Annotated in this window: 17 protein-coding genes and 1 pseudogene; 3 read left to right on the top strand and 15 right to left on the bottom strand. The window is 57.1% G+C overall.

The annotated features are described in order from the left end of the window. Positions 1-15 precede the first annotated feature (15 nt). The 4 genes from ACSQ3H_RS30225 to ACSQ3H_RS30210 all read right to left on the bottom strand — a co-directional run bounded on the left by ACSQ3H_RS30225 (position 16) and on the right by ACSQ3H_RS30210 (position 4919). A complete protein-coding gene (locus tag ACSQ3H_RS30225) occupies positions 16-1458 on the bottom strand; it encodes an amino acid ABC transporter permease/ATP-binding protein (protein ID WP_436120717.1) in 1443 nt (480 codons plus the stop codon). A gap of 125 nt (positions 1459-1583) precedes the next feature. After that, positions 1584-2420, bottom strand: a complete 837-nt coding sequence (locus ACSQ3H_RS30220; RefSeq protein ID WP_436120716.1) for a transporter substrate-binding domain-containing protein — start codon at positions 2418-2420, stop codon at positions 1584-1586. Positions 2421-2500: 80 nt separating this feature from the next. Continuing rightward, a complete protein-coding gene (locus tag ACSQ3H_RS30215; protein ID WP_436120715.1) occupies positions 2501-3673 on the bottom strand; it encodes a M24 family metallopeptidase in 1173 nt (390 codons plus the stop codon). Between the two features lie 46 nt (positions 3674-3719). Beyond that, a complete protein-coding gene (locus ACSQ3H_RS30210; RefSeq protein WP_436120714.1) occupies positions 3720-4919 on the bottom strand; it encodes a diaminopropionate ammonia-lyase in 1200 nt (399 codons plus the stop codon). Between the two features lie 105 nt (positions 4920-5024). Here ACSQ3H_RS30210 and ACSQ3H_RS30205 point away from each other — a divergent pair, with 105 nt between their 5' ends. Next, positions 5025-5501 carry an Lrp/AsnC family transcriptional regulator gene (locus ACSQ3H_RS30205; protein ID WP_436120713.1) on the top strand — a complete coding sequence of 159 codons (477 nt, stop codon included), beginning with the start codon at positions 5025-5027 and terminating at the stop codon, positions 5499-5501. A gap of 140 nt (positions 5502-5641) precedes the next feature. After that, positions 5642-6134, top strand: a pseudogene (locus ACSQ3H_RS30200) (12-oxophytodienoate reductase); the annotation flags it as partial. A 293-nt stretch (positions 6135-6427) separates the two neighbouring features. Here ACSQ3H_RS30200 and ACSQ3H_RS30195 read toward each other — a convergent pair. From ACSQ3H_RS30195 to ACSQ3H_RS30145, 11 genes are all read right to left on the bottom strand, one after another. Further along, the gene (locus tag ACSQ3H_RS30195; RefSeq protein WP_436120712.1) at positions 6428-7504 is read right to left on the bottom strand and encodes a GlxA family transcriptional regulator; all 1077 of its coding nucleotides are present in this window, start codon (positions 7502-7504) and stop codon (positions 6428-6430) included. Between the two features lie 5 nt (positions 7505-7509). Further along, the gene (locus tag ACSQ3H_RS30190) at positions 7510-7827 is read right to left on the bottom strand and encodes a hypothetical protein (RefSeq protein ID WP_436120711.1); all 318 of its coding nucleotides are present in this window, start codon (positions 7825-7827) and stop codon (positions 7510-7512) included. Then, positions 7824-8549 (bottom strand): CbtA family protein, encoded by a 726-nt coding sequence (locus ACSQ3H_RS30185; RefSeq protein ID WP_436120710.1) that lies wholly within the window; start codon positions 8547-8549, stop codon positions 7824-7826. Before ACSQ3H_RS30185 ends, ACSQ3H_RS30190 begins: the two co-directional genes overlap by 4 nt. A gap of 12 nt (positions 8550-8561) precedes the next feature. Further along, on the bottom strand, positions 8562-8750 hold the full coding sequence (locus ACSQ3H_RS30180) for a CbtB domain-containing protein (RefSeq protein WP_436120709.1): 189 nt from the start codon (positions 8748-8750) through the stop codon (positions 8562-8564). Between the two features lie 32 nt (positions 8751-8782). Next, positions 8783-9133 (bottom strand): nitrile hydratase accessory protein, encoded by a 351-nt coding sequence (locus tag ACSQ3H_RS30175; RefSeq protein ID WP_436120708.1) that lies wholly within the window; start codon positions 9131-9133, stop codon positions 8783-8785. Positions 9134-9144: 11 nt separating this feature from the next. Next, positions 9145-9762, bottom strand: coding sequence for a nitrile hydratase subunit alpha (gene nthA, locus ACSQ3H_RS30170; protein ID WP_436120707.1), 618 nt, complete (start codon positions 9760-9762; stop codon positions 9145-9147). A 27-nt stretch (positions 9763-9789) separates the two neighbouring features. After that, entirely contained in the window at positions 9790-10533 is a 744-nt protein-coding gene (gene nthB / locus ACSQ3H_RS30165) for a nitrile hydratase subunit beta (protein ID WP_436120706.1), read from the bottom strand. Positions 10534-10559: 26 nt separating this feature from the next. After that, positions 10560-11060 carry a DUF1097 domain-containing protein gene (locus ACSQ3H_RS30160; RefSeq protein WP_436120705.1) on the bottom strand — a complete coding sequence of 167 codons (501 nt, stop codon included), beginning with the start codon at positions 11058-11060 and terminating at the stop codon, positions 10560-10562. Between the two features lie 43 nt (positions 11061-11103). Further along, complete coding sequence (locus tag ACSQ3H_RS30155) at positions 11104-12078, bottom strand: CobW family GTP-binding protein (protein WP_436120704.1); 975 nt, start codon at positions 12076-12078, stop codon at positions 11104-11106. A 658-nt stretch (positions 12079-12736) separates the two neighbouring features. Further along, the gene (locus ACSQ3H_RS30150) at positions 12737-14359 is read right to left on the bottom strand and encodes an MFS transporter (protein ID WP_436120703.1); all 1623 of its coding nucleotides are present in this window, start codon (positions 14357-14359) and stop codon (positions 12737-12739) included. A gap of 13 nt (positions 14360-14372) precedes the next feature. Next, positions 14373-15200: an alpha/beta fold hydrolase gene (locus ACSQ3H_RS30145; protein ID WP_436120702.1), complete on the bottom strand. Its 828-nt coding sequence runs from the start codon at positions 15198-15200 to the stop codon at positions 14373-14375. Between the two features lie 263 nt (positions 15201-15463). Between ACSQ3H_RS30145 and ACSQ3H_RS30140 the strand changes: the two genes are divergently transcribed. Continuing rightward, the gene (locus ACSQ3H_RS30140; protein ID WP_436120701.1) at positions 15464-16816 is read left to right on the top strand and encodes a sigma-54 interaction domain-containing protein; all 1353 of its coding nucleotides are present in this window, start codon (positions 15464-15466) and stop codon (positions 16814-16816) included. Positions 16817-16862: the final 46 nt, after the last annotated feature.

Raw genomic sequence — 16862 nt, 5'->3', positions numbered from 1 at the left:
GCCATCGTTACTCCTTCAGATCCGAACAAATTCCGCCAATCGGCCATCCTGTTTTCTCCGCTCGGCCAGTAGCGCAGGCGATCCGTCAAACACGATCTGACCTTTCTCCATAAAGATGACTCGGTCGGAGACCTCCATGGCGAACTTCATCTCGTGGGTGACAATCACCATGGTTCGGCCTGATCGCGCCAGCGCGGCCATGATCCGGAGTACTTCGCCGACGGTTTCGGGATCAAGCGCGGATGTGGGTTCATCGAACAAGAGAATCGACGGGTGCATTGCGAGCGCACGCGCTATCGCGACGCGTTGCTGTTGGCCTCCTGAGAGCTGATGCGGATACTTGTTCTCATGGACCAGCATCCCGACCTCATTGAGAATGGACCGCGCTTCCTGGCGAAGCTCTGAAACAGTTGCGCGATTGTGATAGAGAGGCCCCATCATCACATTCTCGAGCGCCGTGCGGTGCGGGAACAAATTGAAGTTCTGAAAAACCATTCCAATCCGAAGGGCGTCGCTGCTGACATGGCGCAGTGAGTTCGCCAGCTTCTCTTTCGACCCCGCAAGGAATGGTTTCTCTTCAAGATAGACCACGCCGTGCTCAAGCGTTTCAAGGCCATTCAGTGAGCGAATCAGTGTGGTTTTCCCCGATCCGGAGGGTCCGATGATGGAGACTACTTCACCCGGCTTGACGGCAAGGTTCAGGTCCTGGAAGACGGGATAAATACCAAAGGACTTGCCACCGCGCTCAAGCCGGACCGCCGGCTGCGTTGACGCTGGTGGAATATCACCGGCGATTTCCTCTGCAATTTCGCCGTTCGGTGCCACGTCCTCCGTGGTCAGCTCAGCCAAACGTCTGGAAAAGTCCAGCCGCCGTTCGAGCGCCTTCAATCCCGTGTCAAAAACCGTGACGATCAGGATATAGTAGAATGCGACGGCGACCATCGTCTCAATGACTTTGAAGTTCTGGGTATAGTAGCGTTGGCCCACCAGAAGAATTTCAGCAAGAGAAATCACGGACACGAGCGACGTCAGCTTTACGATCGATACAAACTCATTACCAAGCGAGGGAAGAGCGATGCGCAGTGCCTGCGGGATCACGATCAGGCGCTGGATTCCAGACCGTGAGAGACCAAGGACGCGACCCGCTTCGTACTGGCCCTTCCCCACTGAAACAAGAGCGCCGCGGTGAATTTCCGCAATGTATGCCGTCTCGCTCAGGACCATGGCCAAGAGCCCGGCAACGAACGGGATTGAGAGGAGAGCCGACGTAGAGGGAAAGGCCTGGGGAAGGTTGTAGACAAAGATTAGTAGCACGAGAAGCGGAAGGCTCCTGAAGAACCAGACGTACAATGCAGCAGCACGCCTTACCGCCAGGAGGTTGGAGCGATGCGCAAGGGCGACAAAAAAGCCAAGAACCACGGCCAACACCCATGTCGCAACGCTTAGCTCAATGACCATTAGAGTTGCATTCCAAAAGTCTCGGCTCCACAGGAGCCCGATCGTGTAAGACCAATCGAAAGCCATATCTTCAGTTTCCTGTAGAGGACGCCCGAACCGCCAAAGCGACCCGGGGCGCAGTGAGGTTACTTGGCTTGCGTCAATGCAGAAGCGATTTCCGCATCGGTCGGGAGGTCGAGGTTGTATTTGGCGAGAATCGCCTTGTATTCCGCGCTCGATTTCAGCGGCTCGAACGCCTCCTTGAGTCCGGCAAGAAGCTCATCATTGCCCTTCTTCACAGCCAGGCCCATGATGACCGGAAAGAGAATCTCTGAGGACGTGATCTTCAGCCGCTCACCGGACGCGACCAGCGCCGCTTTTGACACGCCTGCGTCATCGAAAACGACATCGGCGCCGCGCGAGAGCAGTGCTTGTGCTGCTTCGGCCGACGTAGCGAACTCCTTGACGTCGATTGGATTAGAACCGCATTTGTCCTGCGAAACCTTCTGCAGTTCAGGAACCCAAGCCGCTCCCTTAAGGTTAGCCACCCGCTTCCCGCAAAGGTCTTCGGGTGTCTTTGGTTCAAAGCTGTCGTCCGCGCGTACCATCAACGAGCCGCCCGTTTTTGCATAAGCGATATAATCGACCACTTTGGCGCGCGCAGGCGTGACGTAGAGCGCCGACGCGATCATATCAAAGCGGTTCGCCTGAAGACCCGGGATGAGACTAGCAAAACGCGTATCTATAAACGTCACTTCAACGCTTAGCTTCGGCGCTATCGCGGCCATGACATCGGCGTCAAAGCCCTTCGTCACGCCATCCTCAAGATAATCGTAAGGAGGGTACACCTGGTCGGAGCCGACCAGCAAAGTCCCCTCGGTGATGGTTTTAAGGTTTCCCGCTGTCGCAGACGATCCACTTGCCATAACTGCGGCCAATGCAGTGAATGCGACGACGGCTGTTGAACAGATTTTCTTATGCATTTTTATTCCCCTTTTGTGTTTTCCGTGCGGACCATCCGCCCGGCGTTGGAGCAGTCCTTTCCCGTTTCCTCCCGAAACTTTTAGCGGATTGTCGGCATCTCCCGTGGTGCACGCCTGGTAAGAAGCCGCGGCCCGTCCATGGTGATGGCGATGTTCTCTTCGTGGACAATCATCTTGCCTGGCGCGTATTCCATTCCCGGTTCGATGGTCAGCACCATATTCTCAAGGATCACGGTGCCATCACCGAGCCTGTGGGAAGGCGGCTCGGTCAGCTGCAATCCCAATCCGTGGCCAAGGCGGCCGACATTATTGCCAATGGCGCCGGCTTGGTCGATGATCTTCGCCATGGCGCGGAACACGTCATCGGTCTTTGCGCCGGGTACAGCCGCAGCGATTCCCGCCTCCGTCGCCAACCAAAGAGCTTCGTGGACCCGTTTTGCTTCATCGCAAATATCGCCGATCGCATAGTTTCGGTCGAAATCACAGAAGTACCCGTCAAATGTCGAACCGGTATCGATGAAAAGGACGTCGCCCGCCTGAATAAGCCGGTCGTGAGGGCCACACACTATCTGGGACACGCCGCCCGGTCCTGAGATCGCGGGCATGAAAGGGGTGGCGTCTGCCCCGCGACGTGCAATATCAATTCGTAGCTTTCGGGCGATTTCGCGTTCGCTCTCGCCGATGGAAATACTCTCGGGAAGCGCCTCATAAGCATCACTTGCGATTTGGCAAATGTAGTGAATGTGATCGATCTCCGCCGGGGTCTTGACCATACGGACTTCCCAAATGCAGGGCGATCCATCGGCGATCTCAAGCGCAAGAGCATCCCGTAACTTGAGCAGGTCCGACACAGGCATGCGAAGCGCCATCTCGCGGCCAAGCTCCGCGCCAACGCGGCCATAGCGCCGTGGGAAGCTTTCGATCGTCGACTTCAGCAGGGAGATGCCATCGTCCTCGGGATTAGGCGCCTGCCAAGTGCGGATGTCCTTCATCCATGTCAGAGCCATTTCCGGCGCTCCGATTTCAGGAATGACGGCCACTGGATCACCGTCCAGCGGAACGATGACGAACCAAGGCCTAGTCGGGCTTTCCCAGAACTGCGAGTCAAATCCGGTGAAGTAGCGAACGTTCGGCGGCGAAGAAACCAGCAGTGCATCGAATTTGTGCCTATGCATAATCTGTCTTGCCCGCTCGACGCGAGTTTCGAATTCGTTTGCCGAGAAGCCGCGCTGGGGAATCTTGATGGCGCTCATTTTGTGTTCCCTTTCGTTTTGGTTGAGTTGATTGCCATAGGCCACATCAGCTTTCATGGGTGGCGGCGTTCCGAAGCACTTCTTCCGCAGTCAAACCAACAATGTTTTCGTAAGAAGCCGGGTCGGTTGCACCTTCCGTGTTGATGAGAAGGACGCGGCTGTGCTCATTGAGGCCAAGTCTGCTATGCACCTGTGGATCACCGGCGATAGACAGCAGTCCTGCTAGCCCGGCAGCGCCACTTTCGCCGGCGATAATGGGATGCTCTCGGAAAGCCAGCTTGCGCATGGCGTCCTTCGCCTCCTCTTCGGAAACTGTGACGAACGCACTTGCGTTGGCGCTCAGAATCCGCCAGGCGACCAAAGACGGTGTGTAACACTCGAGCATGGCCATAATGGTTGGTTCGGTGGGGGAAAACGAAGAGAGCCGTCCGGCCTCGGCCGACATGAAAAGGCAGGCTGCACGGTCAGGTTCGACGACAATCGTCTTTATGTTCTGGTGTCCGAGCAACTCACTCAGATGAAGCGAAATGCTACTTGCAAAGCCGCCGACGCCTGCCTGGAGAAACACATGGGTCGGCGGATCTATGCCAAGTTCCTCAATTTGATGCAAGGCCTCTTGGGCGAGGATGGTATACCCCTGCGCCACCAACGACGGAATCTCTTCGTAACCCTCCCATGACGTATCTGAGACGAGCAGCCAACTGCGCTGCTTACTGACCCGTTCGGCTTCATCCACAGACATGTCATAGTTGCCCTTGACCCGCACGATTTCATCCGCGCCGATCGCCTCGGCCCGGGCGGTTGACACCCCCTCATGAACAAAGATGACGGAACGGCAACCGAGAATGCGCGCGCCCGCGGCCACCGACTTTCCATGGTTTCCGTCGGTGGCACAGCAGAACGTAATCGATGCTGCAAACTCACGAGCCGTTGGAGAGACTAGCTGCGCGACAGAGATCTTTTCATCGAGCTGGACCTCCAGCATACGCTTGAAAAGGGTCATTACGGCATAGGCGCCGCCAAGAGCCTTGAAGCTGCCGAGGCCCAGCCGCTGGCCCTCATCCTTCATCAGGACCGTTGCCACTTTGGTAGCCTTCGCGATCTCTGGCAGCACGATCAACGGCGTTGAACGTTCGTTTCGCCAAAGGTTGAGGTAGGGGCGTACAAGGTTCGGAGCCGAAGCGCCGAGAAGTGCTTTGTCCGACTCGGTCAGGAGCTCGTGGTCGGGAGAATGGAAATGGATCATGGCTGCCTCGTTCGGTGACTTCCGAGACAATATTGCGTAATTGGCTTTATTTGCGCTCTAATTTCGCATAATTATTGCAAGAATTTTGCGTTAATGGGGGAGAATATGGTTCGATCTATCGCTGCCGATCTGGATGAGTTCGACATAAAAATCCTGCGCATGGTGCAGCAGGACAACCATACCTCCCAGCGCGTCATCGCAGAGAAAATTGGGCTGTCGCCTCCTGCGGTCGCGCGGCGGCTTCAGCATCTTCGCGAAACGAAAATCATTCGACATGATATCGCGGTGTTGGACGGGACAGCCGTCGGGCGCCCGTTGACGATCATCGTCCACGTCACCACCGAGAATGAACGGTTGGATCTGCTGGATGCAATGAAGGATCGCTTCAACAGGTGTCCGCAGGTTCAGCAGTGCTATTACGTTACTGGCGAGATGGACTTTATCCTGATCCTCAACGTAAAGGACATGGCAGAGTACAATGAAGTCACCCGGACGTTGTTTTTTGATGCGGGCAACGTCAAAAGTTTCCGCACTTGCGTGTCAATGGAAAACGTTAAGACACATGGGCCAATTCCGGTGTGAGACCCGTTTGAATCAATGATTGAGCGTTGCGGTTTAACCCGAATAGGCAAAATTCCCGAAAAAGGAAAGTTACCGCATTAACGCCAGGAATTCTTGCGATGGTGTGGGCTTCGAATATCGTTCGCTTATGCAAGCGAGGTATCGTCGCTGCCATTCGCGGGGCGGTTGGCCCGGAACTTCCTATCATCCTTCGCGTGGGCCAGTGGAAGCAGCAGGATTTCACGGTACGGCTGGGCGAGACACCGGCGCTGATGACCGACTGGCTGCTGCCGTTGGTGGAAGCTGGGGTCGATGTCCTGCATTGCTCGCAACGACGGTTCTGGGAATCCGAATTTTCTGAGATCGATGGCGAAAAAGGTCTGAACTTCGCTGGATGGCCAAGAAACTGACCGGTGCTGCAATAATCAGCGGAGGCTCAGTCGGCCTTGATGGCGACTTCATGAGCGCATTTGCAGGCCAAGGGGCGGAAACAAATGGCCTGGAACGTTTGATCGAACCAATGGAGCACGACGAGTTCGAGATGATTGCCGTTGGCCGCGCTCTGATCAGCGACCGCAACTGGCAAATATCGAGGAAGCCGATGAGGCGAGCTTGAAGCGCTTCGACGCTGCAGCCCTTTTTGAACTCGTATAGTTCTAGTGTCGCGGGTGGAAGTCATGATAGTCGCGTACGCGCGCGGCTAATCTCTCTAGGATGCAGGTGACCTAACCTGAGAGCTTGCGAGCGCGATCTGCGCTTGTCCGCTATCCAAAATTGGCTCGGTTTGTCCGCGCAGTTTGGGGCGTTACACTAAGAACTTGCCGGCGTCATCTATTTCGGCAGTTGCTCTTGTGCGAACCAAACCTTTCCGACGATGGGTACGGGGGCTAGACTGCGCTGTCTGGGTCGGTCGCTGTGTGAAGATATTCAATGCCACAGACTCGAACTCAAACCGCTCGCACTCCTTGCCCGCCGACCGCGCCCGGATGGGAGGTAGTTAGCGCTATCTGCATCGCGAGAGCCCTCCCCGGGCGCCCTTGAGCATCGCCAATAGGCACGGTTTGCGATGGCTTCGACGCTGTCTGGAAGCGGCTCCTGTAGGCGTTCGGACTGACGCCGATGGTTTTGATGAATACCCGGCGCATAGCGTTCACGTCCGCGAAGCCGCAAGTGGTAGCGATCCTCAAGAGTGGCTGCGTGGTGTCCTGCAGCAGTCGTCTCACGGCGTCCGTGCGGGCGGCTGCAACGAATTCCGCCGGCGTGAAGCCGAGCTCCTTACGGAAGACCCGCGCGAAGTTCCGGGTGCTCATGCCGACCTCGTGGGCAAGACTCTCCACATCGAGGTCGCGGTTCAAATTCGACAAGACGTACTCCTGCGCTTTCTGGATCAGGGTCGTTTCCGACATCTGGCCGACGAGATACGCACTGAACTGCGACTGCCCGCCAGGTCGTTTCATGAACATGACCATGTAGCGCGCGACGATCATCGCGGTGTCCTTGCCGTGGTCTTCCTCGACGAGCGACAATGCGAGATCGATACCTGCCGTGACACCGGCAGCCGTTATCAGAGATCCGTCGCGCACGTAGATGGCGTCGGCATCCAGATCGATATCGGGATATTCGGCGCTGAACTTTGCGGCGCATTCCCAATGCGTGGTGACCCTTTTCCCATCGAGAAGACCGGCGGCTGCGAGCAGGAACACTCCAGTGCAAATCGATCCGAACCGTCTGGCCGTCAGTACTCGACGCTGCAGCCAGGCGATGACGGCTGGGTCGATCTCGAAGAAGGCCGGGTCACCTGCTACGAGCAGGGTGTCGATATCCTCGTCCTCATCGAAGATTGTTCGATCGGCCATGAACCGCAACTGGCCCGTTCCCGCCACGGAAGGGGCGCCAGTCGACATGATTTGGATATCGTAAGCGTCCATATCGCCCAATCGTCTTGCCGCTTCCCAGAAGACCTCGGCAGGACCAACGATGTCGAGTGACTGCACGCCGGGTGGCGCGAGGATGACGATTCGCATGGGCTTTAGTCTCCTGTTTTGTCGTTCACCAAATTGGTCATGCAAGATCGCTGCCAATCCCAGCGCGTCAGGCTGTTTCGGATCTGTCTGCTGTTAAGATGGAAGTTGGATCCCTCAGGCACGCCTCCATTATTGATCTTCGCTTTGGCTGCCGTCTCAAACGCGGCGCCGTGCTGTTCGTAAAACTCGATACAGTTGTGCTGCATTGGAGGCTTGCGTAACATTGCGCGGAATGCTCGGCGATGAACGATGCAGTTGCCACCGTTTTCGGCGGCGAACTGCAGCGCATCGAGGTCGTCCCTCCAGATCATATCGTTGCTCACGTCGTGCGTTCGAAGCGGTTGAAGAGCGTCCCGCTCAACGAGCCTAGGAGCGCCCAAGACACGAGGCTGGTCATTACCGCCGCGGCAACGAATTGATGCTCGAGAGCTTCCGGTGCCAGCGCGTGCATTCCTTCTGGGGCCGCAGGCGCGCCGATCAGATGAGGCGCCCCGATCAGCGCGATCGCAACCAGGGCCGCCCACGGCTTACGCTGGAACGTGATCAGTCCGATTCCTGCGGCAGTCGCCAGGGCGGTTCCGATCCACCAGAGTTGCCGGTCACCAAGCGGAGCGGAGGGCGTCCCTGGCAACTCGGGCGGCAGACCCAACATGGGAGCGATCATGACACATGCGAATCCTGCCAATCCCCAAAGCAGGCCTTCGCGCCACGTCACGGGTTTTCCGCGCATCGCAATAAGGCCGCACAGCACCAGCGCATATCCAATCGCGGTCAACACGTTGGCGGCCACCGTGTATGTCATTCGTTCAAAACCATCTGCGGGTTGCCAGGTGCTTCCTTCGTGATCATGACCAGCTTCATGGACGTGGGCATCCGCCATGGGAGAGGCGGTGATCGCCTCAAACTGGGCTTCGCCTGCTTTTTCGTAGACCTCTGCCCTGGCAATCAACTGGCTTGTACCGGCAAACTGAACCGTGCTTACCGACACACCAACGATGACGCCGGTAAGGGCAGCGGTAAAAACAATGGAGCGAAATAAAGACATTGCGCTGACCCCTCAGTGGCAAGGAAACGCATTGGCATGACGGGTGTCATGCGCCGCGTTGTGAACGATCTCGATATGGGAAAACCCTACAAAGCCGATGATGATCATGCCAAAGCACACGGCCATCGCCGCCTGAAGAATTCTGGCTGCGGAGTTCGCCACGACGGGCGTCGCGATGGTTGATGTTGCGGATACTGACATATTTCGTACCTTTCTAGACGGGCGGCGTGCCCTTAAGTATCTGTTGCTGATTTTGAATAGGCCGCGAGCGCGGCCCTGATCTCTTCCCGATCGATGATGCCAGCCTTGACGACTGTCTTCTCGAGCGCTGCCAGGAACTGGTCGTAATAGTTCCATGTCGAGCGATCGACAGGATGCGCGTCCTCCCAGTCCTTAATCATCAAGATGAGTTCGTCGCGAAAATCATCCCATTCAAAAATGCCGTTCTTGGCGAGCGCCAGGGCCATTCCGAATGAGGACCGCTCCCACTGCGAACCGAAGCAGAGAGACCCGTTGGCGCGAGGAGGATTGTCGGTCTTGCCCATCATCTCAGTGATTGCGAAGTGTTCGAACTGGGTCAGCATCGTCGACGGCCTCACGCGGCCTTGGCGATGGCGACGCCCATCATTGCTTCGGGAGTTACGAGCGCCTCGAGTTCGGCCTCAGTCATTCCTTCCGTGCCAACGGGACGTTCAGGAACGACGAACCAGCGGATCTGCGCACTGGAATCCCAGACCTTAATTTCGATGGTCTCGGGGACCGGGAGTCCGAACTCGTCCAGAACAGCGCGTGGTTCGCGGGCGGCGCGGCTGCGGAAGGTGGGATCCTTGTACCAGTAGGGAGGCAGCCCCAGGACCGGCCAGGGATAGCAGGAGCAAAGCGTGCATATGATAAGGTTGTGCACATCCGGCGAGTTCGCCACGGCACGCATATGCTCGCCCTCGGCACCTGCCATGCCCTCGGGCAGATTAAGTTCGGCGATCGCCGCCGGCGTGTCTGCCACGAGCCGGTCTTTGAAGGACGGGTCAACCCAGGCTCGGGCGACGATCTTAGCACCGTTAAAGGGTCCCATCTTCGTTTCGAAGAAGTCGAGGACCGTGTCGACGGTCTTGTCTGTGATAATGCCTTTTTTGATCAGCAGGGCTTCGAGAGCCTTAACCCGCGCGGCACTGTAGGCTTCGCGATCCTCGCGATATTGAAAGCGGTCGATCATGTGAGTGTGCTCCTATTGGATGGCAGGTCAAGCCGCCTGTTTGGCGGATGCTGCCGCGGGCGCTTCGACGTAATGCGCATAGAGATCGGCGTAGAGACTGAAGTTCTTCTCGGCGTTGCCGGGCCAAAGGTCTTCCGGTTCGAACCGAATGCAGTAGACGGGCATAGCAGCGCCGATTCCGTCGGTCCCGGTATCGCAAAGGTACACGAAGGCGCCGTCGTAGACCGTCTCGACGGTACCGCTCTTGTCGCGGAGAAAGCCCGGAAGTCTGGTGTGCTCGATGGAGGGAACGTTCTTGATTGAAACGACGTCGCCGACTGCGAAATCAAAGGACACAATGGTGTCGCGCTTCGGGCTGTCGCCTTCCACGAGATACTGCACGACCCTGTTGTCGATGGCCGCGCCGCCGCCGGCCGGAACCGACTTCGGTGGATCGTTATAATATTCTTCCGTCAACGCATCGAGTTCTTCCGCAGTGATATATCCGTTGTCGATGAAGTAGCCGGAAATGCCGCCGAGCCATTTTTCGTAATAGCGGAATTTGAAATAGTCGAACGGGTTCAGCGATTCGGCACCCTTTCGAAGGTCCGCCCACGTCCAAACGGTTGTGAATGTGGAGGGCGTCTGGGGAAGTGGCAGTTGCGAGGAAAGCGCCATCATCGCCGTATGGATGCCGAATATGCGGGTTTCCCAGGTCTCAACAAAGACGCGGGTTTCGGTGCTCACCGGGCCAAGACCCTCAAGCCCGCCTAGATAGTGTTGCAGTTTCATGACGTTGTCCTTTCTGCGTTACGAAATTAGGCGGTGATCGGCTTCTTGGCCGCCAGAAGATTGGTGCCCATTTCGGAGAGCAATCCGAAGACGCCGCCAAGCAGCATGGCGGCCATGGCTACTAGTGTTGGATGATTGATGCCGGAGGTCACAACGGTGGTGTTGGTGGCGGCAGTTGTGCCAACGAAGGAGGCGAAGCCAAAGACGATCGCTGGTGTGAAGCTCAGGATCGGAATGGAGGAAGCAAACACCATTGCCGACGTGCCGAGACCGACCAAGATGGCAGCGAAGATTGGATAGGCTGGACTGAACTGGATGATCAGGAGCGTGATCGTGGCGATGATAATGCCCGTCCAGTTGGAAACGATGCTTTTGATCAGTCCGCGCTGGCCACCGCCACAGGCGAAGAAGGAAGCCCAGGCGATGAAGGTCGCCCAGACGGGAACAGGGAATACTGTCGCGGTAATGTACGTATCGATCGCGCCAAGGACGCCAAGGCTGATCATTGCGGCAACGAGAGGGGGCATGTTCTGTCTCCTTGATGGACAATGGGTATGTTCGAAACGAAGGTCAGGAAGCGAGCGCATGCCGGTTGGCGAGGCAGCTTCTGAAGCCTTCGCGCAAGCCGCCTTCGTCCAGATTACGCCCGATAAAGACGATGTCGCTGACGCGAGCCTCCGAGGGCTGCCAGATCTTGCCGGGGCGTCCTTCCAGGGTCATATGGACGCCATGGAAGACGTATCGCCGCGCCTCGCCGGCGAAGTTCAACACACCCTTCATGCGGAAAAGATCGATGCCGATCTGCTGGACAAGTCGGGTCAGCCAACCGTTAAGGGCGGCCAGATCGAGAGCCTCGTAGTCGCGGATTGCAACGCAACCGATCGTCTGGTCGTGCTCGTGGTCATGTTCGTCCAAAATGTTCGGATCGATCGCCAGAATGTTCTTGAGATCGAAGGCGCCGATCCCCAGGACGTCGGCAACCTCCACGTCGCAGGAACTTGTGCGGATGATCCGGGCCAGTGGGTTGCGCCTCGTGAGGTCGCGTTCGATTTCGATCAAACGATATTCGTCTTCAAGATCGATCTTGTTGAGTAGGAGGACGTCAGCGAAACTGATCTGCTCGACCGCCTCCTCCTGCGAGAGCTGGCGCGATATGTGACGGGCGTCGACGACCGTCACAATCGCATCGAGCTCCAGCCTTGCCGATAGCACTTCATCGAGAATGAACGACTGTATGATCGGGGCGGGGTCGGCGAGCCCTGACGTCTCGATTATGAACCGGTCGATCGGTCGTCCAGATGCGAGCAGGCTGCGGATCGCGGCGATCAGATCGTCACGGACCGTGCAGCAAATGCAACCATTGTTTAGCTCGACGATTTCGTCTTTTGTCTGAACGACGAGCTGGCCGTCTATCCCGACCTCACCATACTCGTTGACAATGACGGCGATACGCTCGGCGCTTCCCAAACTCAAGATCCGGTTCAGCAAGGTTGTCTTTCCAGCGCCCAAAAAACCCGTCAGGATCGTCGTTTTCAACTTCGACATTGCTGCTTACTCCGTGCTGGCATAGCTTCGCCGTTCCGCGCAAAGCGGGTTCGATCTGAGCCAATTTTCGATTTACAGATACTATTAGTGGCGAGCCGCTACGCTTGCTTGAACCGCATTACAGGTAAAACCAGCCGGGTGCGCAATAGTGCCATGTGTGCATTTCCGGCCAAAATGATAGCAGAATCCGCCAAAATTTCACATTCTATAGCGGGCGCTGCTTAAATAAGCTGCATGCTTAAATAACAGGCAGTCTGTGTTTTTTTTGTAGCCAACTTCTAAAAGCGCAACGTGCAATCGTATTGAAGTGAGCCCACTACTTTTGCGAAGTGGCTTAAAAGCAGGACGTTGTCGTAGGATTCATGAAGTAGAATTCCGACGTGCAGCTCAGCGCCATCTCTTCTCCGGCACGAGAATACCGACCATGCTACAGCCGTCCTGGGCGAGCCCACGACGATCATTGCCGGATTTGCAAACCTCACAAGTGGTGGCCTTCGCCACGACAACGAGGTTTCCACAGGTTCCCTCGCGCCGTCTACCCGCCCCGTGACAGAAAAATCCGGGCAAGCGCCCGGATTTTTCGATGGGGCTCTGAAGCAAACTGAACGCGGGAACTGTGATCCACGGCCATTCCCGTATGCGGTGCGCTTCAGCAAACTTATGTGTTCAGATCGCGTCCGCGCGTCTCCGGCAGAAGAAGCGCACCAATCACCGCCGTCAAACCGGCGAAGGCAACTGTGTACCAGAGGCCGCCGAAGATATTTCCTGTCGTAAGCACAACTGCCGTTGCCACAAAAGGGGCAAATCCACCGATCCATCCATTACCAAGTTGCAGGGCGACCGAAACACCGCTGTAGCGTATACGAACGGGAAAGAGTTCGACCAGAAGCGCCCCGAGCGGTCCGTACACCATCGTTGCCAGGAAAACCAAGGCAAAGAGGACGAGGACAACCATGGGGCCATTCGGCTGGACTGGCGCATTTGCCGTCGGCATCCCCACTTCAGTCAGGGCGGCAACGAGCGCGCCCTCATTCAGCGATTTCGGCTCGCCGCTATTGAGCTGGATTCGGAGAGGCTCGCCGTCAACTTTCACGGTGTAGGGAACGGCACGCGCCGTCAGCAGGGCCTTCGCTTTCTGGCATTCCGTCGTCGCCTGCGGCCTGAACAATTGCCCGATAAACGATTGATCATGGCTGCAATCATTGCCCGACAATACCACGGAGGTTTTGGCGCGGAATTCCGTCAGCGCAGGATTGCCATAGGTCGCCAGCACTTGGAAAAGCGGCATGATCAGCAGGGCCGACAAAGCGCATCCCGTCACGACGATCCACTTTCGTCCAATCCTGTCGGAAAGCCAGCCGAAGAACAGGAAGAACGGCGTGCCGAGCGTAAGCGCGATGAGCATATAGAAGTTCGCCTGATCCTGGGTCATCTTGAGGATGGTCGTCATGAAATACAGGCTATAGAAATGGCCCGTGTACCAGATGACCGCCTGCCCCGCGACGACGCCGAAGATCGCCACCAGCACGAGGCGCAGGTTCTTGCGGTCACCCAAGGTCTCGGCGATCGGGTTCTTCGAGCCTTTCCCCTGAGCCTTCATTTCCTTAAAGACCGGCGACTCATGCAGCTTCAGGCGAATGTAGAGCGACAGGATCAAAAGCAGTATCGAGCCTACGAAGGGTATCCGCCATCCCCAACTCGCAAAATCTTCCGCCGACAGCGAGGACCGGCAAAGAACGATCACGATCAGCGACAAGAATAAGCCAAGTGTCGCGGTGATCTGGATCCAGCTCGTCGTGAGACCTCGCTGGTCCGGGTCGGAATGTTCCGCAACGTAAGTGACCGCACCACCGAACTCGCCGCCAACCGCCAGACCCTGCAGCAGGCGCAGTCCCACAAGCAGGGCGGGGGCTGCCCACCCGATGGACTCGTACGTGGGCAAGAGGCCAATTGCGGCGGTGGCGAGGCCCATGACCAGCATGGTCACAAGGAAGGTTTTCTTCCGGCCGACAAGGTCACCGAGTCTGCCAAAAACGATTGCACCAAAGGGTCGAAGGACGAAGCCTGCGCCGAACGTCGCCAAGGCCGCGAGCAAAGCGGCGGTTTCATTACCCTTCGGGAAGAACAAAGTACTGAAGAAGGCGGCAAGGGAGCCGTAGATAAAGAAGTCATACCATTCGAAAACGGTTCCGAGCGCGGCCGCAAAAACGGTCCGTTTCGTGTTGCGGTCCAAATCGTGCGCTTTTGGTGTGACCTTTGAAGTCATCTCTTGAACAGACATGTGAACCTCCCACTCAAACGGCTTGGCGCGAGAGGCCCGCGCCACTCGACCGAGAAAAGCGACGATCGCAATCCTTAAGAAAGCTCTCGAGGACATGGTTGAAGGCCTCAGGCTGCTCGAGCATCGGGAAATGACCCGCGTCCGCTATAACCTCAAGGCGGCTTTCCGGAATCCCCTCTGCGAGAATAACGGATTCGCCAGGCGGCGTGATGATGTCCTCATTCCCGACCACGACAAGCGTGGGGACGCCGATGTCGTGAAGATCGGCCCGGCTATCCGAGGCATTGAGCGAGGCAATCGCCTCGCGCGCCACGAAAGCCGGCGTTTGTGCAACCTCTTGTCTGGCAAATTCGACGAGCGCTCGGTTTGCCGCACTGCCGAACGACCGCTCGATGACGGTCTGGCTCGCCTGGACAACGCCGAGGTCATCAATTGCCTTGAGCACATTGTCGACGTTGACATCCACTCCAAGTCCGTGGGGTGTGGCCCCGACCAGGACGAGCGCGCGGACACGCTCGGGGTGGGAAAGCGTAAAGCTTTGCGCCACCGTTCCCCCCATCGAGAGACCGACGAGGATAGCCTCGTCGATTTCGAGTGCGCGATAGACCGCCAGGATGTCATTGGCAAACGCCGGGATCGTGTAGCTGCGTCCGTCTGGTCGTGGCGATAAACCGTGTCCTGGAAGATTGATGCGGATGACCCTGTAACGGGACGAGAATGCATCAACTTGTTCCCGCCAAAATTCAGCGGTGGTCGTGAACCCGTGCACGAACACAAGCGGCGAACCGGCGCCCGACACATGGACAACCGTATCGCCGATTATCATAGTTTCTATATGCATTATTTCTGCTCCCCTTTTAGGTTTTTACATCGATAACATCGCAAGGGCCGGGCCAGTTCGCAGCTTTTCGACGAATACATTGATTAACTACTTGGAAACATGTGCAAATTTCGAAGACACCTGGTGCCTCGGAAAACACGTGCACGTCAGCCTCTTGCGGACATCGTCACCTAATGGAGACATATCTTGTCTCGCTTAGGAGACGATTTGCCGATAGAGTGCCGGTAACGCAATTCATCGGGCTCCAACCAGGTCAGGCTGAGATGACGCTTCCGGAGTGGTTCGCAGGTTCGTCGGAAGAAGCCGGGTTTCTCCGCCTCGTGCTCGATCACGTCTCAGACTGCCTTGTTGCCGTCGATACAGCAGGGACAATTGTCCTGATCAATGAGCCCTACTGCCGACTGCTGGGCGGTGAAGCCGATGACTTCTTAGGGCGTCACATAACCGACGTGGTTGGGCCGCAGACTAGGCTCCATTTCGTTGCACGCGGGATCGGCACTCATGTCGGTTATCCGCTCGAGGTGCGTGGCCATAAACTGGTGACGAAGCAAGTTCCGGTGCACCGGGACGACAAGATCATCGGCGCTGTTGGCCTTGCCCTGTTTTCCGACTACGATGCCTTGAAGAAGACCTACAGCCGCATATCGAAAGCGGAACTCGCCATTCCGCAACGTCCCAGAGCGTGGCAATCGAAGTTCAGCCTAAATGACATCATCGGCACGGGTGAGTTGATGGATTCCTATCGTGACGCCATCAAGGTGGCCGCTGCGTATGAGTTGCCTGTGATGATTTGTGGCGAGACCGGCGCGGGCAAGGAACTGGCCGCGCATGCGCTTCATGCACTGTCGGACAGGCGTAATGGACCCTTTGTGTGGGTTAACTGCGCTTCCATTCCCAGCGAGCTCATTGAAGCTGAACTCTTCGGTTACGAAGGTGGTGCTTTCACGGGTGCTCGCAGCCAGGGCAAACCCGGCAAGTTCGAGCTTGCCGCAGGCGGTGTGCTATTCCTGGACGAGATCGGCGACATGCCGCTCGCGCTTCAGGGCAGTTTGCTGCGCGTTCTGCAGATGAACGAACTCGTCCGCGTCGGCGGCACCAATCCGGTCAGCGTCGACTTGGGGATCGTCTGTGCGACTAACAAGCATCTTCTTGAGCTGGTGAGGGTGGGCCGCTTTCGCGAGGACCTTTATCACCGCTTGAATGTTCTGCCGATCAATGTCCCTCCCCTGCGAGACAGGAAAGATATCCCATACCTGGCCGAGTGCTTGCTTGCTCGCATTGCCGGCCGGGTCGGAAAACCCACGCCAAACTTGACGGCCCAAGATCGCAAACTGTTGCTCGGATACTCCTGGCCGGGAAACGTGCGTGAGCTGGAAAACGCGCTGACGCGGATGATTGTGACCGGCACGCTTTCCATTTCTGTCCTAGAACGTTCCTCCACCCAAGCTCAGCCAGACCCAACAACGCCACTTAAACATAGATTAAGATCCCAGACGGATGCAGAGATTCGCGCCGCTCTCAAACAAACGCAAGGCAACAGAAGCCGCGCGGCCGAACTGCTCGGCATCAGCCGTGCGCACCTCTATCGCCTCCTCAAGGAGCCGGGCGCCGAATAGCATTATCTCCAAGGAAGTCGTCCCGTGTTCAGCAGCGAGCATGTCC

The sequence above is a fragment of the Phyllobacterium sp. LjRoot231 genome (assembly GCF_964253365.1).
Lineage (GTDB): Bacteria > Pseudomonadota > Alphaproteobacteria > Rhizobiales > Rhizobiaceae > Phyllobacterium.
This window is presented reverse-complemented; position numbering and strand designations above follow the sequence as displayed.